The following is a 16,797-nucleotide window of genomic DNA, read 5'->3' on the forward strand; positions in this document are numbered from 1 at the left end:
TATGACTTTGCTGGATGCCAAGACCTTCGACAGTCTGAAGATCACCCTGGCCACGAGCGAGGACATCGCGACGTGGTCCTACGGTGAGGTGAAGAAGCCGGAGACCATCAACTACCGCACGCTCAAGCCCGAGCGCGACGGCCTGTTCGGTGAACAGATCTTCGGTCCCACGCGCGACTGGGAGTGCGCGTGCGGAAAATACAAGCGTGTCCGTTACAAGGGCATCGTGTGTGAAAAGTGCGGAGTTGAGGTCACCCGCTCCAAGGTGCGCCGCGAACGCATGGGGCACATTGACCTGGCCGCGCCCGTTACGCACATCTGGTACTTCAAGGGCGTGCCCTCGCGCCTCGGCTACGTCCTCGACCTCGCTCCGAAGGACCTGGAAAAGGTCATCTACTTCGCCGCGTACATGGTCACGGAGATCGACGAGAAGGGCCGCGATGAGGATCTTGCTGATCTTCGTCAAGAGCTCGAAGTCCAAAAGAAGCAGATGGAGAACCAACGCGACTCCGCGATCAACGATTATGCGGAGAAAGCGGAGGCCGACCTGGCCGCCCTCGAAGCCGATGGTGCTTCCGCGGCTGAGCGTGAGAAGCTGCGCAAGAATGTCGACAAGGAGATGGCTCGCATCCGCAAGCGCTTCGACGGCGACATTGAGGGCCTCGAGGTCGTGTGGGAGAACTTCAAGAACCTGAAAGTCGGTGCCCTCATCGGCGACGAGCGTCTCTACCGTGCGATGCTCGCCCGCTACGGCACCTACTTCAAGGGCGATATGGGCGCTGCTGCGATCCAGAAGCGCCTCGAGACCTTCGACCTGCAGGCCGAGCTTGACAAGCTGCGCCAGACGATCGCTTCGGATTCGGGCCCGAGGAAGGCTCGCGCCATTAAGCGCCTGAAGGTCATCAACGCCTTCATCGTGACCGGTAATTCCCCGGCCTCAATGGTTCTGACGAAGATCCCCGTGATCCCGCCGGATCTGCGCCCCATGGTTCAGCTGGACGGTGGCCGCTTCGCGACCTCGGATCTCAACGACTTGTACCGTCGCGTGATCAACAGGAACACCCGCCTCAAGCGCCTGCTCGAGCTGGGTGCGCCCGAGATCATTGTGAACAACGAGAAGCGCATGCTCCAGGAGTCCGTGGACGCCCTCTTCGACAATGGTCGGCGAGGCCGCCCGGTCGCGGGCCCCGGTAACCGTCCCCTCAAGTCCATTTCGGACATGCTCAAGGGCAAGCAGGGACGTTTCCGTCAAAACCTCCTCGGTAAGCGCGTCGACTACTCGGGCCGTAGCGTCATCGTCGTCGGCCCCCAGCTCAAGCTCCACCAGTGCGGCCTGCCCAAGCAGATGGCGCTCGAGCTGTTCAAGCCCTTCGTCATGAAGCGCCTCGTCGAGAAGAACTACGCGCAGAACGTCAAGGCCGCGAAGCGCAAGGTCGAGCGTCAGCGCCCCGAGGTGTGGGACGTCCTCGACGATGTGATCCGTGAGCACCCGGTTCTTCTCAACCGTGCGCCCACGCTTCACCGCCTCGGTATCCAGGCCTTCGAGCCGCAGCTCATTGAAGGCAAAGCGATTCAGCTCCACCCGCTCGCCTGCGGCGCGTTCAACGCCGACTTCGATGGCGACCAGATGGCTGTTCACCTGCCGCTCGGCGCTGAGGCGCAGGCTGAGGCGCGCATCCTCATGCTCTCGACGAACAACATTCTCAAGCCCTCCGATGGCCGCCCCGTGGCGATGCCGTCGCAGGACATGATTATTGGCCTCTTCCACCTCACCTCGGATCCTGATCCGGCGGTCGAGGTCGAAAAGGACGCCGAGGGCAAGGAAATCCTGCCCGCGTTCTCCTCCGCCGCCGAAGCCCAGATGGCTTTCGACAATGGCGACCTGGATCTGAACGCGAAGGCGCTCATCCGTTTCGAGGGAATCGTGCCCCCGCTCGACTGGCAGGCCCCGGAGGGTTGGGAGCCGGGCGACGATGTTCTCCTGGAGACGACCCTGGGCCGCGCGATCTTCAACGAGCAGCTCCCCGTCGACTACCCCTATGTCAACGAAGTGGTCGGCAAGAAGCAGCTCGGCCAGATCGTCAACAACCTGACCCAGCGTTACCCGAACGTCCTCGTGGCCGAGTGCCTCGATGCCCTCAAGTCCTCCGGTTTCCACTGGTCGACCTGGTCGGGCATTACGATTGCCTTCTCCGACATTCAGGCTTCGCCGCGCAAGGAGTCGATCCTCGCTGATTACGAGGCTCGTGCGGCTGCGATCCAGGATCAGTACGAGACGGGCATCATCACCGAGGACAACCGCTACGAAGAACTCGTGAAGCTGTGGCTCGAGTGCACGGAGAAGGTCGCGGAGGATATGCGCACCAACTTCGACGAGCGCAACACCGTGTACCGCATGGTGAACTCGGGTGCTCGTGGTAACTGGTCGCAGGTCCAGCAGATCGCCGGTATGCGCGGCCTCGTGTCCGACCCGAAGCAGAAGCTCATTGAGCGTCCGATCAAGGCGAACTACCGCGAGGGCCTGACCGTCCTCGAGTACTTCATCGCGACTCACGGCGCCCGTAAGGGCCTAGCGGATACGGCTCTGCGTACCGCCGAGTCCGGCTACCTGACGCGTCGACTCGTTGACGTCTCTCAGGATGTCATTGTTCGCGAGGCCGATTGCGCAACTCGCCAGGGCGTGAAGATCACGATCGCGCGCAAGAACGAGGCCGGTGAGTGGGAGGCGCTCGAGACCGTTGACACGACCGCTTACGCGCGGAACCTCGCTCGTGACGCCGTGAACGAGGCGGGCGAGGTCATCATGACTGCGGGTTCGGACCTGGGTGATGATGAGCTGGCGATGCTGGTGAAGGCCGGTGTTGAGCAGGTCGTGTGCCGTTCTGTCCTGACCTGTGAGTCCGCGGTCGGCACCTGCGCTGCCTGCTACGGACGCTCCCTTGCGACCGGTAAGCAGGTCGATATCGGCGAGGCCGTCGGCATCATCGCCGCCCAGTCGATCGGCGAGCCCGGTACTCAGCTCACGATGCGTACCTTCCACACGGGCGGTGCAGCTTCGGCTTCCGATATCACGCAGGGTCTTCCCCGCGTCCAGGAGCTCTTCGAGGCACGTACCCCGAAGGCTGAGGCGAAGATGGCCGAGGCCGCGGGCCGTGTGCACATTGACGACGAGGACGCCTCCGTGCGCAGGATCGTCGTCACTCGTGATGACGCCAAGGAAGATGATGTGATTGAAGTGTCGCGTCGTCAAAAGCTCTTGATCGTCGAGGACGAGCATGTTGAAGCGGGTCAGCAGCTCACCGAGGGTCAGCTTGACCCGAAGGAGGTTGTGCGCATCATGGGCCGCACCGTGGCCCAGAAGCAGCTCGTTGACGAGGTCCAGAAGGTCTACCGAGATCAGGGTGTGGGTATTCACTCCAAGCACATCGAGGTGATCGTGCGGCAGATGCTTCGCCGCGTGACGATCCTTGAGCCGGGGGATACGACCTTCATGCCTGGTGAGCTCGTCGACCGCATGGCGTATCTTGCTCAGAACCGTAAGGTTGCCGCCGAGGGCGGTCAGCCGGCCTCGGGTCGTCAGATGCTCATGGGTATCACGAAGGCGTCGCTTGCGACGGATTCGTGGCTTTCGGCTGCGTCCTTCCAGGAGACGACGAAGGTCTTGACTGAGGCTGCGATGAATGGCAAGTCTGATGCTTTGGTGGGTCTGAAGGAGAACGTCATCCTCGGTAAGCTCATTCCGGCCGGTACCGGCTTGTCGCGCTACAACCGCGTGAACGTTGAGCCGACTGCGGAGGCTCTGGCCAATTCGAATTACTCGGAGATGGATTTCCAGGATGGCACCGTTTCGGATGATTTCCTCAACGCTCTTGGTTCGATCGACTTCGGTATGACCTTCCAGGAGTGAGCGACTCTGAGGTGGCTCGTGGTTCTGGGGAGCTTGGCGGCTCATTGAGGCGATTCGCTTCTTAAAGCAATTCCCTTCCGTCGAGCTTTTGGCTCCCGTGGGGCGTTGTGCTCCCGTCGGGTTTGTTGCTCCCCAGAGCTGTTGAAACGGCTACGAGCCTGTTGAACGTGGGTGGGCCCGGTGATTCTTCAATCACCGGGCCCACCCCTTGCGTTGTCTTTGATTGGGGCATTCTCTTGGGGGAGCTCTTCTTTCGAGTGGGGGACTCTTTCGAGTGGGGGACTTCTCTGAGCGGGCTGCTATTCCGAGGGGGTGCTCTTCTTCAATGGGGGACTCTTCTAAGCACAATGCCCTTCTTGAGGAGGGGGCTTTTCCGAGCGGGGTGCTCTTCTTGAACGGGGGACTTTTCCGAGTAGGCACTCACTTTTGTGAAGGACGCTCGCTGAAGCAGGCAGTTTTGTTGGACGCGTATCTTTGCCGAGGCGCCCTGTGGCGTGAAAGAGTTTCTTAAGCAGGGCGCTCCCTAGAACGGGCAGTCTTTTGGGCAGTCGTTTAGGGGACGTACTCATCGTACGAGCCGCGGTTTTGAGCACACCTGAAACAATCAATCTGCTCTTCTTGATCCTTAGCTTCGAATGCCTGCTCGTGTGAGGCTGTGGTGGTGTGTTCGTGCGAAACCGTGGTCGTGTGCTCGTGTGGAACTGTGATTATGCTCGTGTTCGTGCGAAACTGCGCCGCGTGAAACCGCGCTCGTATGAGGCCGCGCTCATCCGAAGCCCTGTTCGCCCGAGGTTGTGTTGGTCGGAGGCTGTGTTCGTGCGAAACCGTGGTCGTGTGCTCGTGTGGAACCGTGGTCGTGTGCTCGTTGAAGCTGTGTTCCGCGATGCTAGTGCCCCGCATTCTCCGGCTACGCACTACGTTCTGTAGCCAACCAGGGGCCCATTGCGTCGTCGTGTGAACACGAAAAAGAAGGGGCGACTCCTCCGGAATCCTTTCCGGCAGACGGCAGACGGCAGGGGCTACTACTGAGTTCGAACTCGCCTCCCCTCATGCTGATATGCGGAGTGGTGATGCGAATCGTGCCGCCTGTGGCTATCCCGATGGTGCCTTTAGCTCGTCTACCCGATGGTGCCTTTAGTCCGTCTACCCGATGGTGCCTTTAGCCCCTCGTTATGTGTTCGGCGCCCTCGGCACGAGGTTGGGGTGCTCGAGATTGTGTATGGGGTTCTGTGAGGCCTGTGTTCGGGGTGTGGGTGGCGCTGGTGTTTGCCCTCGTTATGTTTTTGGCGCCCTCGGCATGAAGCAGGGGTGTTCGAAATTATGTGCAGGGTTATGTAAGGCCCGTGTGTGGGGGATGGGTGGCGCCTGTGGTGCCCCTCGTTATGTTTTCGGCGCCCTCGGCACGAGGTCGGGGTGTCTGAGATTATGCGTGGGGTTATCTAAGGCCTGTGTGCGGGGTTGGTGTTTCCCTTCGTTATGTTTTCGGTGCCCTCGGCATGAGGTCGGGGTGTCTGAGATTATGCGTGGGGTTATCTAAGGCCTGTGTGCGGGGTTGGTGTTTCCCTTCGTTATGTTTTCGGTGCCCTCGGCATGAGGTCGGAGTGTTCGAGATTGTGTGTGGGGTTGTGGGAGGACTGTGTGTGGGGCTGGTGTTTACCCTCGTGATGTGTTCGGACCCCTCGGCACGAGGTCGGGGCGAGTGAGATTGCGTGTGGGGTTATATAAGGACTGTGTACGGGGGATAGGTGGTGCTTGTGGTGCCCCTCGTTATGTTTTCGGCACCCTTGGGACGAGGTCGGGGCGAGTGAGATGGCGTGCAGGGTTGTGGGAGGACTGTGTACGGGGGATGGGTGTCGCGTGTGGCGACCCTCCTTACGTTTTCGGCAGATTTGAGTGAAGGGGAGGAGACCGAAAGCACATGTTGGAGAAGGATGGCCTCGTGCCTCGACGCTCGGGTGCCTTATCGCCACGTCACTGCGCACTCACCTGGTCAGCTGCGCCTTTGGAGTAGTGTGCGGGCCCCTTGGCCTACTCTTTACCTACTCCTCCTATCAACTCCGCCTCGAACGGGGTACTTCGCGGAGTACTTCAGCTTTCCTCTGAAGTGGCAGGCTGCTTCTTCTATCTGTTGAATGATTGATTCTGGTTTAAACAAGTCTGCCCAGCTGAAACGGATGACGTACCATCCACGAACTTCGAGTTGCTTCTGCCTTTGAATCTGCTCTCGGAGGACATTGAGCTGCTCTTCGGAATTGTTGCCGTACTTCAAACGTCCATCGAACTCAAGGGCGATCTTCAAGTGCGGTATTGCAAGATCAATGAAGTAGTGGACAAACGAGTCCTCGACCTCGAATTGAGAGACGATTCCTGCAAGGCCACGCGATCGCAGAATCCACAGAAGGCGGGCTTCCCCGATTGATTCGCAGCCTGCGCTTGCATGGCGGATGATCCATTCTGCTCGGCGAAGGTTGCGAGTGCCCGAAGGTAGCGTGAGTAGCTTGCTCAGGAGATGACGACGAATTGAAGCCTCCTGCTGCTCCCATCCGCTCAGACGCCGAGTGGAAGAGGGCGTGAGCATCCTTAACGCTTGGCAGGTGAAGACGAAGGCTTCTTCACCCGGGTCGATGAGCGTCCACTGAATGATGATGTCGAGCACTTCTTCAGCTGAGGGCGACAGTGCTTGTGGTGAGGCACGGTTAGGCGACAGAGCAGAGGATGAGGGGCTCGGCGTGAGAACTCTGGACGAGAAGTCCGTATCCTGCGCAGACAAGGTGGCTTCGTGCAGATGCACGTGGCAGCGCGCCTCCCCGAGGACGGGGACGCCGTCAAGGGTGACTGCGGGGAGCGCTGAATCCGTTGTGCTTTTGCATTCGACTTGAGGAATATGGATATGGATACTCGGGTTGGTGTCAAAGATGTCATATCCGCAAAGCAAGGCGGCGCTTCTTGCGACTGGTTGGGCATGCTGCCTTCGATGCAGCACGGCGAGTGTCCGGGCGATTGAAATGGCTCGCCGTTGCTCCCATGGTGTTTTCAGGTCGTGGAGGAAAGTCGATGGGAGATGGACTCCCCGATGAATCTTCACGGTGTCGCGCTCACTGAGTGGCATGCGCCGTTTTCTGGTCGTGATGATGAGCGCCTTGTGAACCTGGTTGACGAATTCCGTGTTCATTCCACATCCTCGCTTGGTAGTCCCCCTCTTGGTGTGGGAACACGATCGACCGGAGTTAAAGGAGGCAAAATCACCTCCTCCCTTGGTCATCGAGTCTCCTTGTGCAGGGCCCGTCAGTGAAGATGCGGCTCTTCGCTGTGGATAAGTCTGTTGAAAAGTGGGGCGCTTTCGCTTGAGTTCTACTCTTTTGAGGCTGTATTGCACAGCGTTCCTTGTCGTTTCACCGCGCGGCCGTAGTTGTCGCTTCGGAGTGGGCACGCCTGAGAGGCATGCGGTCGACAAGACTAGAAGTTGACTCCACAGTGAGCATTCGGCGTGCGCACGAATGCTTGGGCCCTTGAACTCGTAGATGTGGGGCTCTTTCTGAACGGCGTTGCTTCGAAGAATTGCGGAAGGATCGCGGTAGGTCGCCCCTCCAGCCGAAAACGTGGCTTCGCCTTGCGTGACGCCTGAGACGGTATTTCGTCATCGCACTGGATTCCGTCGAAAACATGGCTTCTCCTGACATGACACCTGAGCGCATTGGTGGTGCGGTGGTCCTTGATGCCGACTCTGGCCGAGCTTGAGGCGGCACGTAACTGGCGGCCTCTGCCATTTTCCGCCTGCCATCGTTGGACTCAGGTGCACCCTGCTTATGTTTTCGGCGCGTTCGGTGCGAGGTTGGGGCGAGTGAGATTGCGTGTGGGGGTGTGTGAGGCCCGTGTTCGGGGTGTGGGTGGCGCGTGTGGTGCCCCTCCTTATGTTTTCGGTGCCCTCTGCGCGAGGTTGGGGCGAGTGAGATTGCGTGTGGGGGTGTGTGAGGCCCGTGTTCGGGGTGTGGGTGGCGCGTGTGGTTTCCCTCGTTATGTTTTCGGCACCCTTGGGACGAGGTTGGGCTGAGCGAGATTGCGTGTGGGGTTGTGTCGGGGGTGTGGGTGGCGCTGGTGTTTACCCTCGTCATGTTTTCGGTGCCCTCTGCGCGAGGTTGGGGCGAGTGAGATTGTGTGTGGGGTTGTGTGACGCCCGTGTGCGGGGTGTGGGTGGTGCTTGTGGTGACCCTTGTGATGTTTTCGGTGCCCTCGGCATGAGGCAGGGGTGTTCGAGATTGTGTGTGGGGTTATGTAAGGACTGTGTTCGGGGTGTGGGTGGCGCCTGTGGTGCCCCTCCTTATGTTTTCGGTGCCCTTGGGACGAGGTTGGGGCGAGTGAGATTGTGTGTGGGGTTGTGTGAGGCCTGTGTACGAGGGATGGGTGGCGCGTGTGGTTTCCCTCGTTATGTTTTCGGCGCGTTCGGTGCGAGGCCGGGGCGAGTGAGATTATGTGCAGGGTTGTGTGAGGCCTGTGTACGAGGGATGGGTGGCGCGTGTAGCGAGCCTCCTTATGTTTTCGGCGCCCTCGGCACAAGGCCGGGGTGCCCGAGATTGTATTTCGGGCTCGAGAGGCCTCAGTTCACCCGGTTGCCCAACTTCACGCCGATGGGAAAGAGACGACTGAGGTGGGGCGGAAGAACCCGGCGAACCCGCCTTCACGCCGCCGGGAAAACGACCAAACAGCGGCGAAGGCGTGGCAGCTCTACCCGGCCCAGCCGCACACTGAGAGGAAAGAAGAGCGTGCCTCATGCGCCGCACCTCACTTTCGGCCCCTTTGACCCTGAGTTGATCCGCCCCGTAAACTGACTGGCGGTTCCCGTGTATTCGCGGGTCTCCTTCGCCGGTTCTTCCGGCGCGTCGGACTTGTTCCGACAGCGGGCTCCGTCCGTCGGAGCTCCGGGCGCTATTCTCTGGCCCCGCCACTACCGGGTGAACACCTTGAAAGGGTGAATCGCCCGAAGCGCAGACCTTGGGTCTGCACAGTGGGGACATCATGGCGCACCGGCCCCTGACGGATCGTCGTGCGTCCGAAAGGGGATTCGTGAAGTCGCGGAAGACTCACCATAAGGGCCCTGCGCTTGAGGCAAAGGGCCGCCGACGGAAAGAAACTGGAGAACCAGTGCCTACCATTCAGCAGCTCGTCCGCAAGGGACGCAGCTCTAAGCGCAGCAAGGTGAAGACCCCTGCGCTCAAGGGCTCGCCCCAGCGTCGCGGCGTGTGCACCCGTGTGTACACCACCACCCCGAAGAAGCCGAACTCGGCTCTCCGTAAGGTCGCGCGTGTTCGTCTCTCCTCCGGCATCGAGGTCACGGCCTACATCCCCGGTGAGGGTCACAACCTGCAGGAGCACTCGATCGTGCTCGTTCGTGGCGGTCGTGTGAAGGACCTCCCGGGTGTCCGCTACCGCATCGTGCGCGGCTCCCTCGACACGCAGGGCGTCCGCAACCGCAAGCAGGCTCGTTCCCGCTACGGCGCTAAGAAGGAGAAGAAGTAATGCCTCGTAAGGGCCCCGCTCCCAAGCGTCCGCTCGTTGACGATCCGGTTTACGGTTCGAAGGTCGTCACCCAGCTCGTCAACCGTGTCCTCCTCGACGGTAAGAAGACCGTCGCCGAGCGAATCGTCTACGGCGCTCTGGAGACCGTGCGCGAGCGCACCGAGCAGGAACCGGTTTCGGTTCTCAAGCGCGCTCTTGACAATATTCGTCCGGCTCTTGAGGTTCGTTCCCGCCGTGTTGGCGGCGCGACCTACCAGGTTCCGGTCGAGGTCCGTCCGGCGCGCGCAACCACGCTCGCTTTGCGCTGGCTCGTTGACTTCTCCCGTCAGCGTCGCGAAAAGACGATGACCGAGCGTCTCGCCAACGAGATCCTCGATGCGTCGAACGGTCTTGGCGCCGCTGTCAAGCGTCGCGAGGACATGCACAAGATGGCCGAGTCGAACCGCGCGTTCGCTCACTACCGCTGGTGATTCACTCCCATTGACGAGGACGAGCCCCTCGCCCTCGTCGATGGAATCTGAACCCGCTCACTCCATAATCAATCCGAGCGAAGGAACCCACTCGTGGCACTTGAGGTGCTTACGGATCTCAACAAGGTCCGCAACATCGGCATCATGGCTCACATCGATGCCGGCAAGACGACCGTGACGGAACGAATCCTGTTCTACACGGGCATCAACTACAAGCTCGGCGAGACGCATGATGGCGCCTCGACGACCGACTGGATGGAACAGGAGAAGGAACGCGGCATTACGATCACCTCGGCCGCTGTCACCTCCTTCTGGAACGGCAACCAGATCAACGTCATCGACACCCCCGGCCACGTGGACTTCACGGTCGAGGTCGAGCGCTCGCTTCGCGTTCTCGACGGCGCCGTCGCAGTCTTCGACGGCAAGGAGGGCGTTGAGCCCCAGTCTGAGACCGTGTGGCGTCAGGCCGACAAGTACGAGGTCCCCCGTATCTGCTTCATCAACAAGATGGACAAGATGGGCGCGGACTTCTACTTCTCGGTTTCGACGATCAAGGATCGTCTGCACGCAACCCCGATCGTGATGCAGATCCCGATCGGCGCTGAAAATGATTTCGAGGGCCAGATCGACCTCGTCACCATGGAGTCCCTGCGCTACCCGGCGAAGGACGAGAAGGGCGATCCCACTTTCGGCTCCGTCATCGTGCGCGGCCCGATCCCGGAGGAACTCCAGGAGCGTGCGGAAGAGTACCGCGAAGCCATGATGGAAGCGGCTGCCGAGGGCTCTGATGAGCTCACGGAAGCCTACCTGGAGAATGGTGAACTGACGGTCGAGCAGATCAAGGAGGGTATCCGCCTCCTGACGATCTCCGGGCGCGCCTTCCCGGTCTACTGTGGCACCGCTCTTCGTAACATGGGTGTCCAGCCAGTCCTCGATGCGGTTGTTGACTTCCTGCCCTCTCCCCTCGACATTGAGTCCGTCAAGGGCTTCAAGCCGAATTCGGATGACGAGGAGCGCACGGAGTCTCGTCTTCCCGACGAGAAGGAGCCTTTCGCTGCTCTCGCCTTCAAGGTTGCGGCGCACCCCTTCTACGGCAAGCTCACCTTCGTGCGCGTCTACTCGGGCAAGGTCGAGTCCGGCTCGCAGGTCCTCAACTCGACGAAGGGCAAGAAGGAGCGCATCGGTAAGATCTTCCAGATGCACTCCAACAAGGAGAACCCGGTCGATGAGGCTCATGCAGGCCACATCTACGCGGTGATCGGCCTGAAGGACACGACGACGGGCGACACGCTGTGCGCGATGGACAAGCCGATCGTCCTCGAGTCGATGACCTTCCCGAAGCCTGTTATCCAGGTCGCCGTTGAACCGAAGTCGAAGGCCGATCAGGAGAAGATGGGCGTCGCCATCCAGAAGCTGGCCGAAGAGGATCCGACCTTCACGGTCGAACTCGATCCGGAGACCGGCCAGACCATCATTGGTGGTATGGGCGAGCTTCACCTCGACATCATCGTTGACCGTATGCGTCGCGAGTTCAAGGTCGAGGCGAATGTTGGCGCTCCGATGGTCGCCTACCGTGAGACCATCCGCAAGACGGTCGAGAAGTACGAGTACACGCACAAGAAGCAGACCGGTGGTTCGGGTCAGTTCGCGCGCGTCATCATCGCTCTCGAGCCCCTCCCGGCTGATTCGGAAGAGGAATACGAGTTCGAGGACAAGGTCACTGGTGGCCGCGTTCCTCGCGAGTACATTCCTTCGGTCAGCGCGGGCATCCAGGACGCCATGCAGTCCGGTATTCTCGCCGGATACCCCATGGTCGACATCAAGGCGACTCTCCTCGATGGCGCCTACCACGAGGTCGACTCCTCTGAAATGGCCTTCAAGGTCGCGGGCTCTATGGCCCTCAAGGAGGCTGCGAAGAAGGCCAATCCGGTTCTTCTTGAGCCGATCATGGCTGTCGAGGTCCGTACTCCCGAGGAGTACATGGGCGATGTCATTGGCGATCTGAACTCTCGTCGTGGACAGATTTCGTCGATGGACGAGCAGCACGGCGTTCGCGTCGTGAAGGCCCAGGTGCCGCTCTCCGAGATGTTCGGCTACGTCGGTGATCTTCGTTCGAAGACTCAGGGCCGCGCCGTCTACTCGATGGAGTTCGACTCCTACGCGGAGGTTCCGCGCGCCGTTGCCGAGGAGATCATCGGCAAGTCGCGAGGCAACTGATCACTCCCACAACGATTCGCTGGGCCCCCGGGCGTTTGACGGGGGACCAGCGAGCCGTCTCACACCATTAATAACCCTGTAGGTTTCAAGTCTGGCGGGTGTTAGAGTGACACCAGCCAAAGGCTAGAACAACTACCCGAGTCCAGGAGGACACAAGTGGCGAAGGCCAAGTTCGAGCGCAGCAAGCCGCACGTCAACATCGGCACCATTGGTCACGTTGACCACGGCAAGACCACGCTCACCGCAGCGATCACGAAGGTCCTGCATGACAAGTACCCGGATCTCAACGAGTTCCGCCCCTTCGATCAGGTCGACAACGCTCCCGAGGAGCGCGAGCGCGGCATCACGATCAACGTCTCCCACGTCGAGTACCAGACCGAGAAGCGTCACTACGCTCACGTCGACGCCCCCGGCCACGCCGACTACGTGAAGAACATGATCACCGGTGCGGCTCAGATGGACGGCGCGATCCTCGTCGTCGCCGCCACCGACGGCCCGATGGCTCAGACCCGTGAGCACGTTCTTCTCGCCCGCCAGGTGGGTGTTCCGACCATCCTCGTCGCGCTGAACAAGTCCGACATGGTCGATGACGAAGAGATGCTTGAGCTCGTCGAGGAAGAGTGCCGCGATCTTCTCGAGTCCCAGGACTTCGATCGCGATGCTCCGATCATCAAGGTTTCCGCCCTGAAGGCCCTTGAGGGCGATGAGGAGTGGGTCGAGAAGATCGTCGAGCTCATGGACGCCGTGGATGAGTTCATCCCGACCCCCGAGCGCGACATGGACAAGCCCTTCCTCATGCCGATCGAGGACGTTTTCACGATCACCGGTCGTGGCACTGTCGTCACCGGTCGTGTCGAGCGCGGCAAGCTCCCGATCAACTCCGAGGTCGAGATCCTCGGCATCCGCGAACCGCAGAAGACCACCGTCACCGGCATCGAGATGTTCCACAAGTCGATGGACGAGGCGTGGGCCGGCGAGAACTGTGGTCTGCTCCTGCGTGGCACCAAGCGCGATGAGGTTGAGCGCGGCCAGGTCGTCGCCGTTCCGGGCTCGATCACCCCGCACACCAACTTCACGGGCCAGGTCTACATCCTCAAGAAGGAAGAGGGCGGGCGCCACAACCCCTTCTTCTCGAACTACCGTCCGCAGTTCTACTTCCGCACCACGGACGTGACCGGCGTCATTACCCTCCCCGAGGGCACCGACATGGTCATGCCTGGTGACACCACCGAGATCACCGTTGAGCTCATCCAGCCGATCGCCATGGAGCCGGGCCTCGGCTTCGCGATCCGCGAGGGTGGCCGCACGGTTGGTTCCGGTCGTGTGACCGCGATCGAGAAGTGATCTTCTCCGGCCGAGTAATGCGCTGAGCGTTGCTCGGACCGGTGGATCGCCTGAGGGCCTGCTGGGGGCCGTCATCTCCGACAAGGAGCTGGCGGCCCCCAGTTTTTGTGTCCGTGCATCGTAGAGGCGTGCTTGTCTTTTCGGGTCGAGGGCGGGCCGCGCTAAGGGCGCCCTGCCTTTCGAGGCTGTGCTGGAAGGGGTGTTCCTGTCTGTGTCTTTGTTTGCCGAGGCCATGGCCGCTAGCCCGGATCCGGGGTGCGGGTTGCGAAAGAATAACGATCAGAGGACGCCTTGCGTCATATGTGGATTCTCGGTACCGTGCAAGGCGCAGTGCTTTCGCTGCGCCACGAGGCCACCTCATCTCGTGGTAGCGACGAAGAACCCGAGGAGACTTGAATGAGCCAATCGAGATTGTTGACGCGAACAACGCGGCGAGGCCCGAGATACCTGTGGAAACGACGTGTGATCGCCTCCCTCTCCATGCTCACTCTTGGAGTTTCGGGAATTGCGGGCGCTGCGTGGGCGGATCCTGCAGGCCCTCAAAGTGATGTGGAACCAGTGGTAGGAAGCTCTCCATTCGACAGTGGAGATGTGCCGAGCGCGGATAGCTCGTCAGCCTCGACTACCGAGCTTGATGCTGAGGGGGAGGATGCAGAGCCTGGGGATGACACCACTGCGACACCGGAAGCATCCTCTGAGTCCTCTGCCGACTCAGGTGCGGGCGATGCCTCAGCCCCAGATGAGTCCGCTGGGGATGCGAGTGGCGAGGAGTCCGCGATCGATCCGGGTGCGCCTCGCATGGCTCCCGCGGCGCTTCGCGGCACGATCCCTCTGCAGGTTCAGGCTCAGGCAGCGAATCATGATGGGATAAATGGCACTACGGGGGGAGATATTCGCTACGGCTCTGCGGCTGCAGGAACTGTGAGCGGCACAATCGGAAATCCCGGGGTCGAAGTAGGATCGAACTCGACCGCTTTCGTGGGCCCAGGGAAAATGGTCTACTCCGCGCATGGCCGTGGACAGAAGTGTTTGAAAAAGATGGCTGGCAAATGTGTTCTCTATGAGGGCCAAGAGGATGGGGAGCTGAACTTGAACGTCAAGTCTGCTGTCGGCTTCGCTCCGCGTGAAGTTGGTAGCGTTGATGTTGGGAAAGAGTTCGCCCTCGGCTACTTCGTGCACGTGAACAACCCGATTGTGGGCTCGGGCGGAGGCGGGGGGCAGCATTATGCAGCCACGCTCAACATCAAACTCACACTCAATGGTGTGGAGAAAACCCTGAGTTTCCCCTGGACGATCCACGAGACCCCGAACAATGGGCCTCAGCCTAATGACATCCTGAACTTCACCTCGACGGTCGCGCCGGTCTCATTCGAATCAAACAACCTCAACTACACGCTCACCATCCACGGTTTCACGCAGAACACCGGCGCCTCGTGCCCTGCGGAACTCACCGGAGGAACCCCGCTTTCCGAGCAGTTCATTACCGTGGAAGGCCAGAAGACCTACGGATGCCTCTGGGCCTCCATTGAACAGGTCCGCAAGGTGACGATCGAGAAGAAGGTTGAAAAGGCGCCAGACATGGTCGGCGAGATTCCCGACACCACGTTCGGTTTCACGACCACCGGTGAACTGAGCAACCTATGGGGGACGGGCGGTAAATTCAGCCTCAAGCCCAAAGAGGCGACTCCCGCCACGGAAGTGAATGAGAATGGATACAACACGGGCAAAGAACTCAAGATCACCGAGGATACGCTTGGCGCTAACTGGTCTTTGAAATCCCTCAGCTGTAAGGACGCAGATGGACACGGTGCTCCTATTGGCTCCATTTCAGAAGGCACTCTGACCCTCGCGAAGGGGCTGGCGGAGGCGGATTCCGCGAAGGTCCCGATCCGATGCACCTACACGAACCTCTACACTCCACCGGCGACAATCACGCTCCTCAAAGAGGTGAGTTCAGGAACAGCAGCTGCCTCGAACTGGACGCTCAGTGCAACGCATGGCGCTGAGAGCGTGACTGGAGACTCCGGTGAGTCCGGTAAGGTTACGCCGAACCAGGTGTATTCGCTCAGCGAAACACCCAAAGTAGGTTTCAACGAAGCTGAGCAATACGAGCTTGAGGCGTGGTCCTGCTCCGCAGATCAAGGGCAACTCACATTCGATGCCAATGCGAAGACGGTGACACCCAAACCCGGACAGAAGGTGACCTGCACGGCGAAGAACAGGCTGAAGTCGGCGACCCTGACCCTGGTGAAGGAGATCAAGGTTCCTGCGGGCGCGCCCGACTGGGCGAAGAAAGCAACGGAGAAAGACTGGAACCTGAAGGCCAGCGGACCTACGAACATCGAGGGAACTTCCGGAGACTCTTCCGTCACGAAACAGAAGATTCAGCCCGGCAACTACACGCTGAGCGAGACAGCAAACTCGGCAGGCATCACAGGTGGGCTCCCCGCCACGGCCTATGCCGAATCCTGGGAGTGCCTCGACGCTAAGGGTGCGAACGTTCAGAAGGACTCCAAAGGCACATTCCCCTTCGCTGTGGGTGGGACATACACCTGCACGGCCACGAACACCCTTCGGACAGGTGGAGCGAAGTGGAAGAAGACCGGTAAAGGGGAGCCGCTCACAGGCTCCGAATGGACTCTCACTCTCAACGGAGTAGCCGGCGCAACAGTGGGGGTGAGCTCCGCTACCTCTGAGTTCGAAGTCCAGGATCTCCCGGTCGGCATCTACACGCTGCACGAGTCGAAGGTCCCCGCAGGCTATCTCGCACATGATGATCTTCAGATTGAGATCAAAGAGGGCGAGACGAACCTGGATCACTACACCGCTCCGATCGACAACAAGAAGCGGCCTGTTCCAAGATTGCCTCTCACGGGCGGACTTGGTGAGGATTGGTTTGTGATCCTCGCAGGCGGCGCCGGAGGCATCGCGGCTCTCCTCGCAGTTGCCGCTCGGCGACGCAAAAGGAGCGCTTCCTGATCCGAAAGCGCTGATGGTGTCGATCTGAACACCAAAGGAGTGCCGGGTTTTCCCTGTCGGGGAGCCCGGCACTCCTCACCTTCTCACTCTTCACTGCCGAAGCTCGGGGAGAAGAGGCACCTGGTGCCTCCCGGACTCGCGACTACGTGTGCTGGGGATGCCACCTGGAGGTGCCTGATTGGCGGATTTCGGGGGATTCTCGACCATGCGTGCTGGGGTGGATACAAGGATCTGCGCCTGAGCGGCGGATTTCGAAAGGACCCGCGACCACGCGCGCTGGGGCGGGCAAAGGTTTTAGGAAGTGTCTCCTCTCGTGTCACCCTGATGGGGCGCAGCCTCCCAGCCTGCGACTACGGCTACCACCTC

At 60.4% G+C, this 16,797-nt stretch carries 7 protein-coding genes; 6 read left to right on the top strand and 1 reads right to left on the bottom strand.

Going from position 1 to position 16,797, the window contains the following annotated elements; genetic code table 11:
* Positions 1-7: 7 nt before the first annotated feature.
* Positions 8-3,907 carry a DNA-directed RNA polymerase subunit beta' gene (locus tag JFX23_RS06920; protein WP_198776318.1) on the top strand — a complete coding sequence of 1,300 codons (3,900 nt, stop codon included), beginning with the start codon at positions 8-10 and terminating at the stop codon, positions 3,905-3,907.
* Between the two features lie 2,035 nt (positions 3,908-5,942).
* Here JFX23_RS06920 and JFX23_RS06925 read toward each other — a convergent pair.
* On the bottom strand, positions 5,943-7,079 hold the full coding sequence (locus JFX23_RS06925) for an endonuclease domain-containing protein (RefSeq protein WP_198776300.1): 1,137 nt from the start codon (positions 7,077-7,079) through the stop codon (positions 5,943-5,945).
* Positions 7,080-9,046: 1,967 nt separating this feature from the next.
* On the opposite strand from JFX23_RS06925, the gene rpsL reads away from it, so the two are divergent.
* The 5 genes from rpsL (at position 9,047) to JFX23_RS06950 (ending at position 16,431) form a co-directional block, all read left to right on the top strand.
* Positions 9,047-9,421 carry a 30S ribosomal protein S12 gene (gene rpsL, locus JFX23_RS06930; protein WP_026460007.1) on the top strand — a complete coding sequence of 125 codons (375 nt, stop codon included), beginning with the start codon at positions 9,047-9,049 and terminating at the stop codon, positions 9,419-9,421.
* On the top strand, positions 9,421-9,891 hold the full coding sequence (rpsG, locus tag JFX23_RS06935; protein WP_005962255.1) for a 30S ribosomal protein S7: 471 nt from the start codon (positions 9,421-9,423) through the stop codon (positions 9,889-9,891). The genes rpsL and rpsG overlap by 1 nt, the downstream gene beginning before the upstream one ends.
* A gap of 93 nt (positions 9,892-9,984) precedes the next feature.
* Positions 9,985-12,108: an elongation factor G gene (gene fusA, locus JFX23_RS06940; RefSeq protein ID WP_198776301.1), complete on the top strand. Its 2,124-nt coding sequence runs from the start codon at positions 9,985-9,987 to the stop codon at positions 12,106-12,108.
* A gap of 156 nt (positions 12,109-12,264) precedes the next feature.
* Positions 12,265-13,452, top strand: a complete 1,188-nt coding sequence (tuf, locus tag JFX23_RS06945) for an elongation factor Tu (protein WP_198776302.1) — start codon at positions 12,265-12,267, stop codon at positions 13,450-13,452.
* A gap of 591 nt (positions 13,453-14,043) precedes the next feature.
* On the top strand, positions 14,044-16,431 hold the full coding sequence (locus JFX23_RS06950) for a choice-of-anchor K domain-containing protein (protein ID WP_198776303.1): 2,388 nt from the start codon (positions 14,044-14,046) through the stop codon (positions 16,429-16,431).
* Positions 16,432-16,797: the final 366 nt, after the last annotated feature.

This window comes from Schaalia cardiffensis, from assembly GCF_016405145.1.
Lineage (GTDB): Bacteria > Actinomycetota > Actinomycetes > Actinomycetales > Actinomycetaceae > Pauljensenia > Pauljensenia cardiffensis.